This window comes from Lentzea sp., assembly GCF_036380075.1.
Lineage (GTDB): Bacteria > Actinomycetota > Actinomycetes > Mycobacteriales > Pseudonocardiaceae > Lentzea.
This window is the reverse complement of the sequence record NZ_DASVFL010000312.1, coordinates 1-14876: the sequence shown is the minus strand read 5'-3', so window position 1 is coordinate 14876 and position 14876 is coordinate 1. Positions and strand designations below refer to the sequence as shown.

The following is a 14876-nucleotide window of genomic DNA, read 5'->3' as shown; positions in this document are numbered from 1 at the left end:
GTGTTCGAATCGATGTCGTGCGATGGGACGGGCAAAAACTCGAGGCAGAGCCGCAACAGGCACTACCGGGGCTACCGGGACTGGTGCGCAGCGTACGAACTCCTGAGTTCGCGGACGTGGTGTTCCACGAGGTCCGCGCCAAATCCGTGCTCAACGGGGTACCGGGGTCGTCGCTGCCGTTCTCGTGGACGGTGAACCCGTATCGCGGCTGCTCACACGCCTGCACCTACTGTCTGGCCGGCGACACGCCGGTCCTCATGGGCAACGGTCGCACGAAACCGTTGTCGCAGCTGCGGGAGGGCGATGAGATCTACGGCACCGAGCTCGTCGGCAACTACCGGCGCTACAAGCTCACCACCGTTCTCGCGCACTGGGAGACGCGCAAGGACGCGTACCGGCTGACGCTGGAGGACGGCACGTCGGTGGTGGCGTCGGGCGACCACCGCTTCCTGACCGACCGCGGCTGGAAGCACGTGACGGGCGAGACCGCGGGCGTCGGGCGGCGGCCGCACCTGACGACCGGCAACAAGCTGATGGGCACGGGGGCTTTCGTCGAGCAGCCCGCCGTGACCGACGACTACCGCCGCGGCTACCTGCGCGGCATGGTCGACGACGAGCACGAGTTCCGGATCCCGCTGGCCGACATCGAGGCCATGGACCGCACACAGGAGTACCTCGACTACTTCGGTGTGCGAGAAGGGAGGGGATTTCTGCACCAAGTGCGCGAGCTCGCGCACTGGCAGATAGCGCCGAACCCGGACTGGCTCAAGGGGTTCCTCGCCGGCGCGTTCGACTACCTCGGGACCTGCTCGCGCAGCATCCTGCGGTTGTCGTCGCGCAACGCCACCGTCGTCGAGGCGATCGTGCTGGCGCTCAAGCACTTCCACTTCGACTTCGCGATCGAGGAGCTGCGCCGCCGTCGTGGCGTGCGGGTCGTGCGCCTGCGCGGCGGGCTGCGGGAGAACCTGCGGTTCTTCCACACCGTCGACCCGGCGATCACCCGCAAGCGCGACATCGACGGCGTCGCGATCAAGTCGCAGCAGCCGCTGGGCGTGGTGTCCGTAGAACCGCTGGGGGAGATGCCGCTCTACGACATCTCGACCGGCACCGGCGACTTCATCGCGAACGGCGTGGTGTCGCACAACTGCTTCGCCCGCAAGACGCACTCCTACCTCGACCTCGACACGGGCAAGGACTTCGACAGCCAGCTGATCGTCAAGGTCAACGCCGGCGAGGTGCTGTCGCGCCAGCTGCGGTCGTCGAAGTGGAGGCAGGAACACGTCGCGCTGGGCACCAACACCGATCCCTACCAGCGGGCGGAGGGGCGGTACGCCTTGATGCCAGGGATCATCGAGGCGCTCACCGCCTCCCGCACGCCCTTCTCGATCCTGACGAAGGGCACGCTGCTGGCGCGCGACCTGCCGTTGCTGTCGGCCGCCGCCGAGGTCGTGCCGGTCGGGATCGCGGTGTCGCTCGCGTTGATGGACCGCGACCTGCACAAGTCGCTGGAACCCGGCACGCCCACGCCGGCCGCGCGGCTGGAGCTGGTGCGCAGGGTCCGGGAGGCCGGGCTGCCGTGCGGGGTGTTCGTGGCGCCGGTGCTGCCGGAGCTCACGGACTCCGTGGAGCAGCTGGACTTCCTGCTGGAGCAGATCGCGGCCGCCGGCGCCACCGGTGTCACGGTGCTGCCGTTGCACCTGCGTCCCGGCGCGAAGGAGTGGTTCGCGGCCTGGTTGCGGCGTGAGCACCCGGACCTGGTCGAGACCTACCGGTACCTCTACGGTGCCGGGTCCTATGTGGACAAGCGGTACCGGGCGCGGCTGGCCGCGCGGGTGACCCCGCTGATCGAGAAGCACGGACTGGCACCGCGGGGGCGTTCCGCCGACGCCGTCACCGGTGTGCCCGGCGACGACGACGGCGTGTGGCCCGACGGCAGCCTGCCGGTGGGTGTGCCGGCGCCGCGCGTGGACCAGGAACAGCTCACCCTGCTGTGATCTCTCCGAGCTCCGGCTCGCTGAGGTGGAGGACTTCGTAGGCACCCTCTTCCCCGGGGTGTTCCTCCCACAGCTCGAAGCGCACGACTTCCCACGTGCGCGGATCGACGCCCGCGGCCGCCGAGTGCAGGCCGGGCGCCTTCTCCAGCTCGATCTCCGCCACGACGTCGATCGGGTTCGCCTCGGGTGCGAGCCTGGTGATCCGCCGTGTCGCGTACCTCGCCGTCCGCGCGTCGCCTCGCAGGAACGCCACGCCCGGCCAGTGCCGGACCACCGGCCGGCCGAAGTCGGCGAGGATGCCCTGGAAACCCCCTCCGCGGTAGAGGAAGTTCGCCATGCCCGCCGAGGTGTTCCAGACGTAGAACGGCGCGTACTGCGTACCTCGGACCAGGTACGCCTTGAACCCCAGGCCTGCGAAGGCGTCGAGCGCGTGCCCGCGGGTGCGGACCCGTTCGCGGATGATCTCCATGTCGTAGTCCGCCGGCAGGGTGATCTCGTACTGCATTGCGATCATGCCGTCATTTCTACGCCCAGCCGCCCTGGGCCATCGTCTGGAACTTCCATTCACCGCCGACCTTCGTGAGCAGGTCGCCGTAGCGGACCGTCGTCCCGTTGATCGTGCCGTCGGTGATCACGAAGACCAGGTCGTCGTCGAGGAAGTGCGGCGTCCTGGTGGACTCCATCTCCACGTCGCCGCCCAGCTGCGCCCCCATCTCGCGGAGGAACGTCTCGCGGTCCCACGACGCCGCCGAGCCGCCGGTGACCGTGTTGATCGGGAACAGGGCCATGTCGGCCATCGCCTCGACGTCGCCCGCCTTCGCGAGCGCGTCCCACTGCTCGAACCACCGCATGATCTCGTCGTACGCCATACCGTACATGGTACGGAACTCAGGCGCGCCCGACCACCGCCGTGGTGTCGTCGCTGGTCACGAGCTCGGCGTCGAGGCCGGCGGCGGTGAAGGCGGCCAGTGCCGCGGGGGCCTGGCGCTCGCTGGTCTCGCTCAGCAGGTGCCCACCGGGACGCAGCCAGTGCTTGGCCTGGGCCGCCACGCGCCGCAGCACGTCGAGGCCGTCCGCGCCGCCGTCGAGGGCGACCCGTGCCTCGTGGTCGCGGGCCTCGGTGGGCATGAACCGGATGTCGCCGGTCGGCACGTAGGGCACGTTGGCGACCACGACGTCGACGTGCCCCTCGAGGTGTGCGGGGAGTGCGTCGAAGAGGTCGCCCTCGAACACGTTCGCGAGGTTCCTGCGGGCGCACTCGACGGCCGCCGGGTCGATGTCGGCGGCGTAGACCGTCGCGCCGGGGAGCCGGTGGTGCAGCACCGCTCCGACCGCGCCGGAGCCGCAGCACAGGTCTACGACGGTGGTGGGGTTCAGGTCGGTGGCCAGGTCGACCAGCAGTTCGGTGCGGTGGCGTGGGACGAAGACGCCCTTCGTGACGACGATCCGCTGCCCGCAGAACAGCGCCCAGCCGACAACGTGCTCCAGCGGCAGGCCGTCGATCCGTTGCCGCACCAGGTCTTCGAGGTGGTCCTCGCCCGTGGCGGCTTCTTCCAGCAGGGCGGCCTCGTCCTCGGCGAACACGCAGCCGGCGGCCCTCAGTCTTTCCACAATGCTCATCGGGGCGGACGCTACTGGCATATTTACAAGCAGGCTTGACTGTTTGTTTGTTCGCCGGAAGACTCGGCCGCGTGGAGACGAGGCAGCGCCAGGCCGACCGCACCCGTGAGACGAAGCGCAAGCTCATGGAGGCCACGGTCGAGTGCCTGGTGGAACGCGGCTGGTCGGGCACCACGACGACCGAGGTGGCCGAGCGCGCCGGGGTGTCGCGGGGCGCGCAGCTGCACCACTTCCGCACGCGCGGCGAGCTGGTCGCGGCCGCCGTCGAGCACGTCGGCGCCGAGAGCGTCGAGGTGCTGAAGAGGCGCGCCGAGGTCGCCGAGAAGAGCACGCACGCCGTGGTGGAGCTGATCGCGGACTTCCACGCCAGCGACCTGTTCACCGCGGCGCTGGAGCTGTGGGTGGCCGCGCGGACCGATCCCGAGCTGCGCGAGCAGGTGCTCGGGCTCCAGGCACGGCTGGGCCGCGAGGTGTACCGGCTGGCGCTGGAGCTGCTGGACGTGGACGACACCCGGCCGGGTGTGAAGGACGCGGTGCAGGCAACCCTTGATCTTGTGCGCGGGCTGGCGCTCGCCAACCAGCTCGCCGACGACACCAAGCGCCGGGCGCACGTCGTGCGCTACTGGGCGCGGATGCTGGAGGAACAGCTGTGATCACGGAACTGCTCGCCGACCTCGACGCCGAGTCGCGCGAGCTGGACGACCTGGTGGCCGGCGCCGACTGGACGCTGCCGACGCCCGCGGAGGGCTGGACGATCGCGCACCAGATCGGTCATCTCCTGTGGACCGACAGGGCGACGGTCCTCGCGATCACCGACCCCGAGGCGTTCCAGGCCCAGCCGCTCGCCGGGGACATCGTGGACCGGACGGCGGCCGAGGCCGCGGTGCTGCCGGACCTGCTGGAGCAGTGGCGTTCCAGCCGCGCGTCGGTGCGGGAGCACCTCGCGGCGGCGTCGGGCAAGATCCTGTGGTTCGGGCCGCCGATGAGCCCGGCGTCGATGGCGACCGCGCGGATCATGGAGACCTGGGCGCACGGGCAGGACGTCGCCGACGCGCTGGGGGTCGTGCGAACGCCGACCGCGCGGCTGAAGCACGTCTGCCACCTCGGGGTGCGGACGATCGGGTTCGCGTTCCTGCTCAACGGGCTGGCGGTACCGGACGCTCCCGTCAGGGTCGAGCTGACCGCGCCGGACGGCGAGCTGTGGACGTGGGGGCCCGAGGACGCGGAGGATCGCGTCTCCGGCCCCGCGCTGGACTTCGCGTGGCTGGTGACGCAGCGGCGTAACCGCAAGGAGCTGGCGGTCGAGGCGACCGGGCCGGTGGCCCAGGAGTGGGTGCCGATCGCGCAGGCGTTCGCGGGCCCGCCCGGAGGTGGCCGGTGATCCGGATCGGCAACGCCTCCGGGTTCTACGGCGACCGGCTCTCGGCGATGCGCGAGCAGCTCGAAGGCGGCGCGCTGGACGTCCTGACCGGGGACTACCTCGCCGAGCTCACGATGCTGATCCTCGGCCGCGACCGGATGAAGGACTCGTCACTCGGCTACGCCAGGACGTTCCTGCGGCAGATGGAGGACTGCCTGGCGCTGGCGCTCGACCGGGGCGTCAAGATCGTCGTCAACGCCGGTGGGCTCAACCCCGAGGGGCTCGCGCGCAAGCTCGACGAGATCTCTGGGGCCAAGGTCGGGTACGTCACCGGCGACGACCTGAAGGACCGGTTCCCGGAGGCGTTGACCGCCAACGCCTACCTCGGCGCGTGGGAGATCGCGGAGTGCCTGCGGCAGGGCGCGCAGGTCGTGGTGACCGGGCGGGTCACCGACGCGAGCCTCGTCGTGGGCCCGGCCGCGGCGCACTTCGGGTGGGCGCGCGACGACTGGGACCGGCTGGCCGGCGCCACGGTCGCGGGGCACGTGCTGGAGTGCGGAACCCAGGCCACGGGCGGGAACTACTCGTTCTTCACCGAGGTCGACGTGACGCGGCCGGGGTTCCCGATCGCGGAGGTCGACGAGGACGGGTCGTGCCTGGTCACCAAGCACGACGGGACGGGCGGCGCGGTCACCGTCGACACCGTCACGGCGCAGCTGCTGTACGAGATCGGCGCGCCGGAGTACCTGGGACCGGACGTCACCACGCACTTCGACACCATCCGGCTGGACGCCGATCCCCGCGGTGTCCGGATCAGCGGGGTGAAGGGCAGTCCGCCACCCGCGACTGTGAAGGTGTGCCTGAACACGCTGGGCGGCTTCCGCAACGCCACGACGTTCGTCCTCACCGGACTGGACGTCGAGGCGAAGGCCGAGCTGGTCAAGCGGCAGCTCCACAACGCCATCGGCGACGAGGGCCTGACGTGGACGCTGGCACGCACCGACCAGCCTGACGCCGCGACCGAGGAGCAGGCCAGCGCGGTGCTGCACGCGACGATCAAGACCACGGACCCGAAGCGGGCCAAGGGGTTCAGCCGGGCCGCGATCGAGCTGGCGCTGGCGAGCTACCCCGGGTTCCACGTCACCGCGCCGCCGGGCGACGGCACGCCGTTCGGCGTCTACCAGGCCGCGTACGTGTCGCGGGACGAGGTCAGTGCGAAGGCGGTGGTGCTGTGAGGCGGCCGCTGGGAACGATCGCCGGTGCCCGCAGCGGTGACAAGGGCGGCGACGCGAACGTCGGCGTGTGGGTGCGGTCGGACGAGGCCTACGCGTGGCTGTCCGGGTTCCTGACCGTCGAGAAGCTCCGGGAGCTGCTGCCGGAGGCCGGCGAGGTCAGCCGGTACGAGCTGCCGAACCTGCGCGCGCTCAACTTCGTCCTGCACAGCCTGCTCGGCGAGGGCGTGGCGAGCAGCACGCGGTTCGACCCGCAGGCCAAGGCGCTCGGCGAGTGGCTGCGGGCCAGGGTGGTCGAGATCCCGGAGGAGCTGCTGTGATCACGAGGGACCTGTTCGAGGAGCGCAAGGAGCTGCGCGCGCTCGTCCGCGACTTCACGACCAAGGAGATCGTCCCGCACCTCTCGCAGTGGGAGCGGGACGGCGAGGTTCCGCGCGAGCTGCACAAGAAGGCCGCGGCGATCGGGTTGCTGGCCATCGGGTTCGAGGACGGCGACCTGCTCGACTCCGTCGTGCTGACCGAGGAGCTGATCCAGGCCGGCGGGTCGAGCGGCGTGATCGCCGCGCTGTTCACGCACGGCATCGCGGTCCCGCACATCTGGCAGTCCGGGAACGAGGACCTGATCGAGCGGTTCGCGAGGCCCGCGATCCGCGGCGAGAAGATCGGCAGCCTCGCCGTCACCGAACCCGGTGCGGGCTCGGACGTCGCGGGCATCCGGACCAGGGCCGTGCGGGACGGCGACCACTACGTCGTCAACGGCTCCAAGACGTTCATCACCTCCGGGTGCCGCGCCGACTTCGTCACGACGGCGGTCAGGACCGGCGAGGACGGGTACCAGGGCATCTCGCTGCTCGTCATCGAGGACGGGTTCACCCGCCGCAGGCTCGACAAGATGGGCTGGCACTGCAGCGACACCGCGGAGCTGCACTTCGACGACGTCCGGGTGCCGGTCCGCAACCTCGTCGGCGAGGAGAACGCCGGGTTCGTGCAGATCATGCGGCAGTTCCAGGTCGAGCGGGTCACGATGGCCGTGGAGGCCTATGCGACGGCGCAACGCGCGCTCGACCTGACCGTCGAGTGGGTGCGCAACCGCGAGACGTTCGGCAAGCCGTTGGTGAAGCGCCAGGTGGTCTCGCACAAGCTCGCGGAGATGGCGCAACGGATCGACCTCGCCCGCACCTACACGCGGGAGGTCGCGGTGCGCGTCCACCGCGGCGAGGACGTGATCACCGAGGTGTGCTTCGCGAAGAACGCCGCTGTCGACGCGTGTTCGTTCGTGGTCGACGCGGCGGTGCAGCTGCACGGCGGCACGGGGTACATGCGGGAGTCCGAAGTGGAGCGTCATTACCGGGATGCCCGCATCCTCGGCATCGGGGGCGGGGCGAGTGAAGTGATGACCGAGCTCGCGGCACGACGATTGGGGTTCGCCTGATGGGCAACAGGGAGGCGCTGCTCGCGAAGATCGCGCAGCTGGACGCCGAGCACGCCAAGGCTCTCGCGGGCGGTGGGCCGAAGTACGTGGAGCGGCACCACCAGCGCGGCAAGCTGCTGGCCCGCGAACGGGTCGAGCTGCTGATCGACGAGGACAGCCCGTTCCTGGAGCTGTCGCCGCTCGCCGCCTGGGGCACCGACTTCCCGGTCGGGGCGTCCGTGGTCACCGGCGTCGGGCGGGTCGAGGGCGTCGAGTGCGTGGTCGTCGCGAACGACCCGACCGTGCGCGGCGGCTCGTCGAACCCGTACACGCTGCGCAAGTCGTTGCGGGCCAACGACATCGCGTTCCAGAACCGGCTGCCGGTGGTCAGCCTGGTCGAGTCCGGCGGCGCGGACCTGCCGACGCAGAGCGAGATCTTCATCCCGGGCGGGCGGGCGTTCCGCGACCTGACCCGGCTGTCCGCGGCCGGGATCCCGACGGTCACGGCGGTGTTCGGCAACGCGACGGCCGGTGGCGCGTACGTGCCGGGCATGTCCGACTACGTGATCATGGTCAAGGACCGGTCGAAGGTGTTCCTCGGCGGTCCGCCGCTGGTCAAGATGGCGACCGGCGAGGACGCGGACGACGAGTCGCTGGGCGGTGCGCTGATGCACGGCGCCACGTCCGGGCTCGCGGACTTCGTCGCGGAGGACGAGGTCGACGCGATCCGGCTCGCCCGCCGGGTCGTCGCGCGGCTGAACTGGCGCAAGCAGGGGCCCGAGCCCGCGCCGGTCGAGGAGCCGTTGTTCGACGCCGAGAGCATCCTGGACCTCGTGTCCGAGGACCAGCGGGTGCCGTTCGACCCGCGGGACGTGATCGCGCGGCTCGTCGACGCCTCGTTGTTCGACGAGTTCAAACCCCTGTACGGCACCAGCCTCGTCACCGGGTGGGCGCGGATCCACGGCTACCCGGTCGGCATCCTCGCCAACGCGCGCGGCGTGCTGTTCAGCGAGGAGTCGCAGAAGGCCACGCAGTTCATCCAGCTCGCCAACCAGAGCGACACGCCGCTGGTGTTCCTGCAGAACACCACGGGCTACATGGTCGGCGCCCAGTACGAGCAGGGCGGCATCGTCAAGCACGGCTCGATGATGATCAACGCCGTGTCGAACAGCCGCGTGCCGCACCTGACGATCACGATGGGCGCCTCCTACGGCGCGGGCAACTACGGCATGTGCGGCAGGGCCTACGACCCGCGGTTCCTGTTCACCTGGCCCAACGCCAAGTCTGCCGTGATGGGACCGGCGCAGCTCGCCGGGGTGCTCTCGATCGTCGGGCGGCAGGCCGCCGCGGCGAAGGGGCAGGAGTACAACGAGGAGCACGACGCCGCCATGCGCACGATGGTCGAGGCGCAGATCGAGGAGCAGTCGCTCGCGCCGTTCCTGTCCGGGAAGCTCTACGACGACGGCGTGATCGACCCGCGCGACACCAGGACCGTGCTCGCCCTCTGCCTCTCCGCTGTCCACAGCGGACCGATCAAGGGCGCCGACGGCTTCGGCGTCTTCCGGATGTGATGACCCAGTGATCACGACTCTGCTGATCGCCAACCGCGGCGAGATCGCCCGCCGGATCATCCGCACCTGCCGGGACAACGGGATCCGCGCGGTGGCGGTGTTCTCCGACCCCGACGCGGACTCCCCGCACGTCCGGGAGGCCGACTTCGCGGTCCGGCTGCCCGGCGCGTCGCCGGCCGAGACCTACCTGCGCGCGGACCTGCTCGTGGACGCGGCGGTGCGGGCCGGCGCGGACGCCGTCCACCCCGGCTACGGGTTCCTGAGCGAGAACGCGGGCTTCGCGCGGGCCGTCGAAGCGGCGGGACTCACGTGGGTCGGGCCCACCCCCGACGCGATCGAGGCGATGGGCTCCAAGGTCGCCGCGAAGAAGCGGATGGCGGCGGCGGGCGTGCCCACGTTGCCGGAGCTGGACCCGGAGACCGTCACGTCGTTCCCGGTGCTGATCAAGGCGTCGGCCGGTGGTGGCGGGCGCGGCATGCGGATCGTGCGGGAGCGCTCCGAGTTCGAACGCGAGCTGGCCAGTGCCCGGCGCGAGGCCGAGTCGGCGTTCGGCGACCCGACGGTGTTCTGCGAGCCGCTGCTGGAGCAGGCGCGGCACGTCGAGGTGCAGGTCCTCGCCGACACCCACGGCACGGTCTGGGCGCTCGGCGAACGCGAGTGCTCGATCCAGCGGCGGCACCAGAAGATCGTCGAGGAGTCGCCGAGCCCGGCGGTCGACGACGCGATCCGCGCGCGTCTGTTCGCCGCCGCGGTCGCCGCCGCCGAGTCGATCGGGTACGTCGGCGCGGGCACCGTCGAGTTCATGCTCAAGGGCGAGGACTTCCACTTCCTGGAGGTCAACACGCGCCTGCAGGTCGAACACCCGGTCACCGAGCTGGTGTACGGCGTCGACCTGGTGGAGTGGCAGCTGCGGATCGCCGAGGGTGCTCGTCTGCCCTCGGAGGTACCGCAGCCGCGTGGCCATGCCATCGAGGTCCGGCTCTACGCCGAGGATCCCGCGAACGACTGGCGGCCCGCGAGCGGCACGCTGCACCGGTTCCACGTGCCCGGCGACGTCCGGCTGGACAGCGGCGTCGAGGACGGGTCGGTCGTCTCGGTGCACTACGACCCCATGCTGGCCAAGGTGATCGCGTACGCGCCGACCCGCCGTGCCGCCGCCCGCAAGCTCGCGACGGCGCTGGAGAGCGCCCGGATCCACGGGCTGGTCACGAACCGGCAGCTGCTCGTGGACGTCCTGCGGAACGAGGCTTTCCTGGCCGGGGACACGCACACCGGGTTCCTGGCCGAGCACGACTTCACCAGGACCGTTGACCCGCAACCGTTTGCGCTCGCGGCGGCACTGGCGTCGGCGGCCACGCGCAGGATCGGGACGCTGCCGCTGGGGTGGCGCAACGTGCGGTCGCAGCGGCCGAAGGCGCGGTTCCTGGCCGGTGACGAGCGGGTCGAGGTCGAGTATGACCCCGCCCTGGCGACACCGGACGTCGTCACGCTCGACCTCGACGGCGTGCGGGTGCCGTTCCACGTCGCGAGGTACGGGGACGTGGTCGAGGTCGACTCGCCGCGCGGGTCGCTGTCGTTGACGGTCGTGCCGCGGTTCCCCGAACCGGAGACCAAGCTGGCGCCGGGGGCGACGGTCGCCCCCATGCCCGGCACCGTCGTGCGGGTGGGCGTCCGGCAGGGCGACGTGGTCGAGGCCGGTGCCGAACTGCTGGTGCTGGAGGCCATGAAGATGGAACACCGCGTGCTCGCGACCATCGCGGGCACCGTCACCGAGCTCCTCGTCGAGAACGCCCAGCAGGTGAACGCGGGCGACGTCCTGGCCGTTGTGGAGGAACAGTGAGCTTCGTCGAGTCGGAAGAGCGGATCGCGCTGCGCAAGGCCGTGGCCGAGTTCGGCGCCAAGTACGGCAGCGAGTACTTCACCGCCAAGGCCCGTGCGGGGGAGAAGACCACCGAGCTGTGGGAGGAGGCCGGCAAGCTCGGCTACCTCGGCGTGGCCGTGCCGGAGGAGTACGGCGGCGGTGGCGGCGGCATCGGTGACCTCGCGGCGGTGTGCGAGGAGCTGGCGGCGGCCGGATGCCCGTTGCTGCTCATGGTGGTCTCGCCGGCGATCTGCGCGACGGTGATCGCCCGGTTCGGCACGGACGAGCAGAAGTCGAAGTGGCTGCCGGGTTTCGCGGACGGCACGCTGAAGATGGCGTTCGCGATCACCGAGCCGGACGCGGGGTCCAACGCGCACAAGCTGAAGACGCACGTCCGCCGCGACGGCGACGACTGGGTCCTCAACGGCACCAAGACCTACATCTCCGGCGTGGACGAGGTCGACGCCGTGCTCGTGGTCGCCATCCAGGAGACCGGGCCGGTGCTGGTGGTCCTGCCGGCGGACGCCGAGGGCTTCTCCTGGCACGAGATCGACATGGACCTGGTCATCCCGGAGAAGCAGTTCACGCTGTTCTTCGACGACGTGCGGCTGCCCGGCGACGCGGTCGTCGGCTCACCGGACCAGGGGCTGCAGCAGGTCTTCGCCGGGCTCAACCCCGAACGGATCATGGGCGCGAGCATGGGGACCGGGTCGGCGCGGCGCGCCATCGCCAAGGCCGTCGCCTACGCCCAGCAGCGCACCGTGTGGGACACGCCGATCGGCGCGCACCAGGGCCTCGCGCACCCGCTGGCGAAGGTCCACGTCGAGGTCGAGCTGGCGCGGCTGATGACGCAGAAGGCCGCCGCACTCTACGACTCCGGTCTCGACCGTGAGGCGGGCGAGGCCGCGAACATGGCCAAGTACGCGGCGGGCGAGGCGATCGCGGCCGCCGTCGACCAGGCGATCCAGATCCACGGCGGCAACGGCCTGACCCGGGAGTTCGGGCTGGCGGCGATGCTCGCGTCGTCCCGGCTGTCCCGCATCGCGCCCGTGTCGCGGGAGATGGTGCTGAACTTCGTCGCGCAAAACTCGCTCAAGCTGCCGCGGTCCTACTGACACACTGCGGGGCATGGGGACATTCACTTCAGACGGCGTCGGCCTCGCCTACCACGGCGAGGCCGCCGACCCGGTCGTCTGCCTGCCGGGCGGCCCGATGCAGGCCTCGTCGTACCTGGCCGGCCTGCCGGTCGACAACGCCGTCCGGCTCGACCTGCGCGGCACCGGCGAGTCGGAGGAGGCCGGCGACTACCGCGTGGACGTGCAGGTCGGCGACGTGGAGGCGGTGCGGCGGCACCTCGGCCTGGACCGGATCAGGCTGCTCGGCCACTCCGCGGGAGGCACGCTCGCGGTGCTCTACGCGGCCCGGTACCCGCAGCACGTCGAGGAGCTGCTCCTCGTCACGCCGAGCCCGCGCGTGGTGGGCATCGAGGTGACCGACGCCGACCGCCGGGAGATCGCGGAGAAGCGGCACGCCGAGCCGTGGTTCGAGCAGGCCTACGCGGCGTTCCAGCGGATCTGGGCCGGCGACTTCAGCGCGGAGGCGTTCCAGGGCATCACGCCGTTCCTGCACGGCCGCTGGGACGCGCAGGCCCGTGCGCTGGACGAGCACCCGCGCAACGACGAGGCCGCCAAGGCGTTCTACGGCGAGGGGGCGTTCGACCCGGCGCGGGTGCGGGAGCAGATCGGGAAGCTCGACGTGCCAACGCTTCTGCTCGCCGGCGAGCTGGACGTGTCCCTGCCGCCGCGGCGCGCGCAGGAGTTCGCGGACCTGTTCCCGCGCGCGCGACTGGTCGTGCAGCCCGGTGCGGGGCACTACCCGTGGCTCGACGACCCCGAGGCGTTCTCCGCGACGTTCTCCGCGGCGGTCCACCGCATCCCGTAGAGGCCGGGACCGAAGTCGGTCGCGGCGGCGTGCGCACGGCCCCGGTGGTCGACGGAGGCCGGGCGCGCGCCGCCGAACAACTCCGCCCCCGCCGGGCCCGAGGCGAATTGCTCGCAGGAAGCCGGTTCGGCGGTGAAATCGACGTCCAGCACGTAGTCGTGCACCGGTTCGGCGAAGCGCCGGAAATGCGTGTGCTCGACCGTCGGACGTGGATAGATCAATTCGTACTCGATCGCGATCGACTCGCCGTGGGAGATCGGTTCGTCGAACACGAGCTCCGCGACGAGAACCCCGCCGGTGCGTTCCCTGGCGACCCGGCCGACCCGGCAGGAGCGCACGGCGGTCAGCGCGGGCTGCGGCGCGCCCTGCGCGGTTCCCGTCTCGTGGCACAGGATCCAGCGGTCCACGGCGCCCGCCTTCGCCCGCATGACCTGACGCGACCGGACGCCGCGCACCCCGCCGCAGGGCGCGACCTCCACGCGGTCGTGCTGGGCGGTCAGAACCAGCCCGGAACCGTCCCACGGCGTGCGCGCCGACTCCTCCCGCCTGCGTGAACGCCCGCGCGGCCGAGGCGGTCCCAGCAGCCGCGACAGGGCCGCCCGCGGCAGGCCGAGCACGTCCTCTAGGTGGGCGAGGGCGGTCATCGACTCCGGCCGCTCCGGTCTGCGCCGGCCCGACTGCCAGTAGCTCAGGGCCGTCACGCTGATCGGCGCTCCCCGCACCCTGAGGCGGTGCTGCAGCCGTTCCAGACTCAGGCCCCGCACCTGGATCGCGACCCGCAGCGCGTCCGCGAACGGACCCGTCGCCAACAGGTCGGCGAGCTCCTCGCGCGGTGGGTGAATCGTGAGCATCACTCCTCCGTTTCCCGGAGTCAAGATCGGAAGGTTATCGGCAGCAAAGGGAACGCGGTACAGCCGATCGGCGGTTTCACCCTCCTGCCGAACCCGGGAAGTTCAGATCTCGGGACTATTACGCCGCCTGGTCCCATCGGCTTCCCGGCCATCACGCTGACGCCCTGCGATGTGCGGCCCCGGTTCCTGCGAGCCGGGGCCGTTCTGCCCTGTACGAGAAAGGAAGTCCTGCCTGTGAGAGCCCTGCTGGCAGTCGCCGCCCTCGGGGCGGCGGTCGTGGTCGCCCCGGCGTCCGCGGCCACGTCGTCCTACATCGTCGTCCTGGAGGACGGCGCCGTCTCGTCGTTCGGCGGTGCCGTGGAGCACCGGTACACCAGTGTCTTCAACGGTTTCAGCGCGAAGCTGACCTCGTCGCAGGTTCGCGCGCTGAAGGCGGACCCGGCCGTCTCGCACGTGGAGCGCGACGGGATCGTGCACGCGAACAGCACGCAGTTCGACCCGCCCTGGGGACTGGACCGCATCGACCAGCGCGCGTTGCCGCTGGACCGGACCTACACCTACACGACGACCGGTCGTGGCGTGAACATCTACGTCATCGACACCGGAATCCGCGTGACGCACCAAGACTTCGGCGGACGGGCCAGGGACGGCTGGGACACCGTCGACAACGACGCGGTCGCCCAGGACGACAACGGGCACGGCACGCACGTCGCCGGAATCGCGGCCGGCACCAGGTACGGCGTGGCGAAGAACGCGACCGTGTGGGGCGTCCGCGTGCTCAACGGTTCCGGCTCGGGAACGATCTCCGGTGTGATCGCGGGCGTGGACTGGGTGACGCGCAACGCCGTCAAGCCCGCCGTGGCGAACATGTCGTTGGGCGGCAGCGCTTCCGCGGCGCTGGACACCGCGGTGAAGAAGTCGATCGACTCCGGCGTCTCGTACACCGTCGCGGCCGGCGGCAGCAACACCGACCCCGCGAACTCGTCGCCGCAACGGGTTTCGCAGGCGATCTGCGTAGGTGCGTTGACGCAGAAC

At 71.0% G+C, this 14876-nt stretch carries 13 protein-coding genes and 1 pseudogene; 10 read left to right on the top strand and 4 right to left on the bottom strand.

Annotated features, from left to right (window positions below; all coding sequences use genetic code 11):
* Positions 1–17: 17 nt before the first annotated feature.
* Positions 18–1994, top strand: coding sequence for an intein-containing Rv2578c family radical SAM protein (locus tag VF330_RS32620; protein ID WP_330855555.1), 1977 nt, complete (start codon positions 18–20; stop codon positions 1992–1994).
* Here VF330_RS32620 and VF330_RS32615 read toward each other — a convergent pair.
* From VF330_RS32615 to VF330_RS32605, 3 genes are read right to left on the bottom strand one after another with little or no spacing between them, the layout of a single operon-like run.
* The gene (locus tag VF330_RS32615) at positions 1981–2508 is read right to left on the bottom strand and encodes a DUF4865 family protein (protein WP_330855554.1); all 528 of its coding nucleotides are present in this window, start codon (positions 2506–2508) and stop codon (positions 1981–1983) included. The two genes, VF330_RS32620 and VF330_RS32615, sit on opposite strands and share 14 nt — an antisense overlap.
* 10 nt (positions 2509–2518) lie before the next feature.
* On the bottom strand, positions 2519–2863 hold the full coding sequence (locus VF330_RS32610) for a nuclear transport factor 2 family protein (protein ID WP_330855553.1): 345 nt from the start codon (positions 2861–2863) through the stop codon (positions 2519–2521).
* Between the two features lie 19 nt (positions 2864–2882).
* Positions 2883–3614: a putative protein N(5)-glutamine methyltransferase gene (locus VF330_RS32605; protein ID WP_330855552.1), complete on the bottom strand. Its 732-nt coding sequence runs from the start codon at positions 3612–3614 to the stop codon at positions 2883–2885.
* 125 nt (positions 3615–3739) lie between these two features.
* On the opposite strand from VF330_RS32605, the gene VF330_RS32600 reads away from it, so the two are divergent.
* The 8 genes and pseudogenes from VF330_RS32600 to VF330_RS32565 all read left to right on the top strand — a co-directional run bounded on the left by VF330_RS32600 (position 3740) and on the right by VF330_RS32565 (position 12990).
* Positions 3740–4267: a TetR/AcrR family transcriptional regulator gene (locus tag VF330_RS32600; protein ID WP_414675509.1), complete on the top strand. Its 528-nt coding sequence runs from the start codon at positions 3740–3742 to the stop codon at positions 4265–4267.
* The gene (locus tag VF330_RS32595) at positions 4264–4995 is read left to right on the top strand and encodes a TIGR03084 family metal-binding protein (protein ID WP_330855550.1); all 732 of its coding nucleotides are present in this window, start codon (positions 4264–4266) and stop codon (positions 4993–4995) included. The genes VF330_RS32600 and VF330_RS32595 overlap by 4 nt, the downstream gene beginning before the upstream one ends.
* A 47-nt stretch (positions 4996–5042) precedes the next feature.
* Positions 5043–6526: pseudogene (locus tag VF330_RS32590) on the top strand (acyclic terpene utilization AtuA family protein).
* The gene (locus tag VF330_RS32585; protein ID WP_330855549.1) at positions 6523–7638 is read left to right on the top strand and encodes an acyl-CoA dehydrogenase family protein; all 1116 of its coding nucleotides are present in this window, start codon (positions 6523–6525) and stop codon (positions 7636–7638) included. Before VF330_RS32590 ends, VF330_RS32585 begins: the two are co-directional and overlap by 4 nt.
* Positions 7638–9188, top strand: coding sequence for an acyl-CoA carboxylase subunit beta (locus VF330_RS32580; protein WP_330855548.1), 1551 nt, complete (start codon positions 7638–7640; stop codon positions 9186–9188). Before VF330_RS32585 ends, VF330_RS32580 begins: the two co-directional genes overlap by 1 nt.
* 7 nt (positions 9189–9195) lie before the next feature.
* The gene (locus tag VF330_RS32575) at positions 9196–11028 is read left to right on the top strand and encodes a biotin carboxylase N-terminal domain-containing protein (protein WP_330855547.1); all 1833 of its coding nucleotides are present in this window, start codon (positions 9196–9198) and stop codon (positions 11026–11028) included.
* Positions 11025–12164: an acyl-CoA dehydrogenase family protein gene (locus tag VF330_RS32570; protein WP_330855546.1), complete on the top strand. Its 1140-nt coding sequence runs from the start codon at positions 11025–11027 to the stop codon at positions 12162–12164. Before VF330_RS32575 ends, VF330_RS32570 begins: the two co-directional genes overlap by 4 nt.
* A gap of 13 nt (positions 12165–12177) precedes the next feature.
* Positions 12178–12990 (top strand): alpha/beta fold hydrolase, encoded by an 813-nt coding sequence (locus VF330_RS32565; RefSeq protein ID WP_330855545.1) that lies wholly within the window; start codon positions 12178–12180, stop codon positions 12988–12990.
* On the opposite strand, the gene VF330_RS32560 is transcribed toward VF330_RS32565, so the two are convergent.
* Positions 12921–13841: a hypothetical protein gene (locus VF330_RS32560; protein WP_330855544.1), complete on the bottom strand. Its 921-nt coding sequence runs from the start codon at positions 13839–13841 to the stop codon at positions 12921–12923. The genes VF330_RS32565 and VF330_RS32560 overlap by 70 nt on opposite strands.
* A 234-nt stretch (positions 13842–14075) precedes the next feature.
* Here VF330_RS32560 and VF330_RS32555 point away from each other — a divergent pair.
* Positions 14076–14876 (top strand): S8 family peptidase (locus tag VF330_RS32555; RefSeq protein ID WP_330855543.1); only part of this gene is annotated, 801 nt, incomplete at its 3' end.

What these genes read in the sequence shown, in the direction of transcription:
- VF330_RS32565 (WP_330855545.1), top strand. Translation starts at nt 12,178, where the DNA reads ATGGGGACATTCACTTCAGACGGCGTCGGCCTCGCCTACCACGGCGAG.
- VF330_RS32560 (WP_330855544.1), bottom strand. Translation starts at nt 13,841, where the DNA reads ATGCTCACGATTCACCCACCGCGCGAGGAGCTCGCCGACCTGTTGGCG.
- VF330_RS32605 (WP_330855552.1), bottom strand. Translation starts at nt 3,614, where the DNA reads ATGAGCATTGTGGAAAGACTGAGGGCCGCCGGCTGCGTGTTCGCCGAG.
- VF330_RS32610 (WP_330855553.1), bottom strand. Translation starts at nt 2,863, where the DNA reads ATGGCGTACGACGAGATCATGCGGTGGTTCGAGCAGTGGGACGCGCTC.
- VF330_RS32615 (WP_330855554.1), bottom strand. Translation starts at nt 2,508, where the DNA reads ATGATCGCAATGCAGTACGAGATCACCCTGCCGGCGGACTACGACATG.
- VF330_RS32580 (WP_330855548.1), top strand. Translation starts at nt 7,638, where the DNA reads ATGGGCAACAGGGAGGCGCTGCTCGCGAAGATCGCGCAGCTGGACGCC.
- VF330_RS32600 (WP_414675509.1), top strand. Translation starts at nt 3,740, where the DNA reads ATGGAGGCCACGGTCGAGTGCCTGGTGGAACGCGGCTGGTCGGGCACC.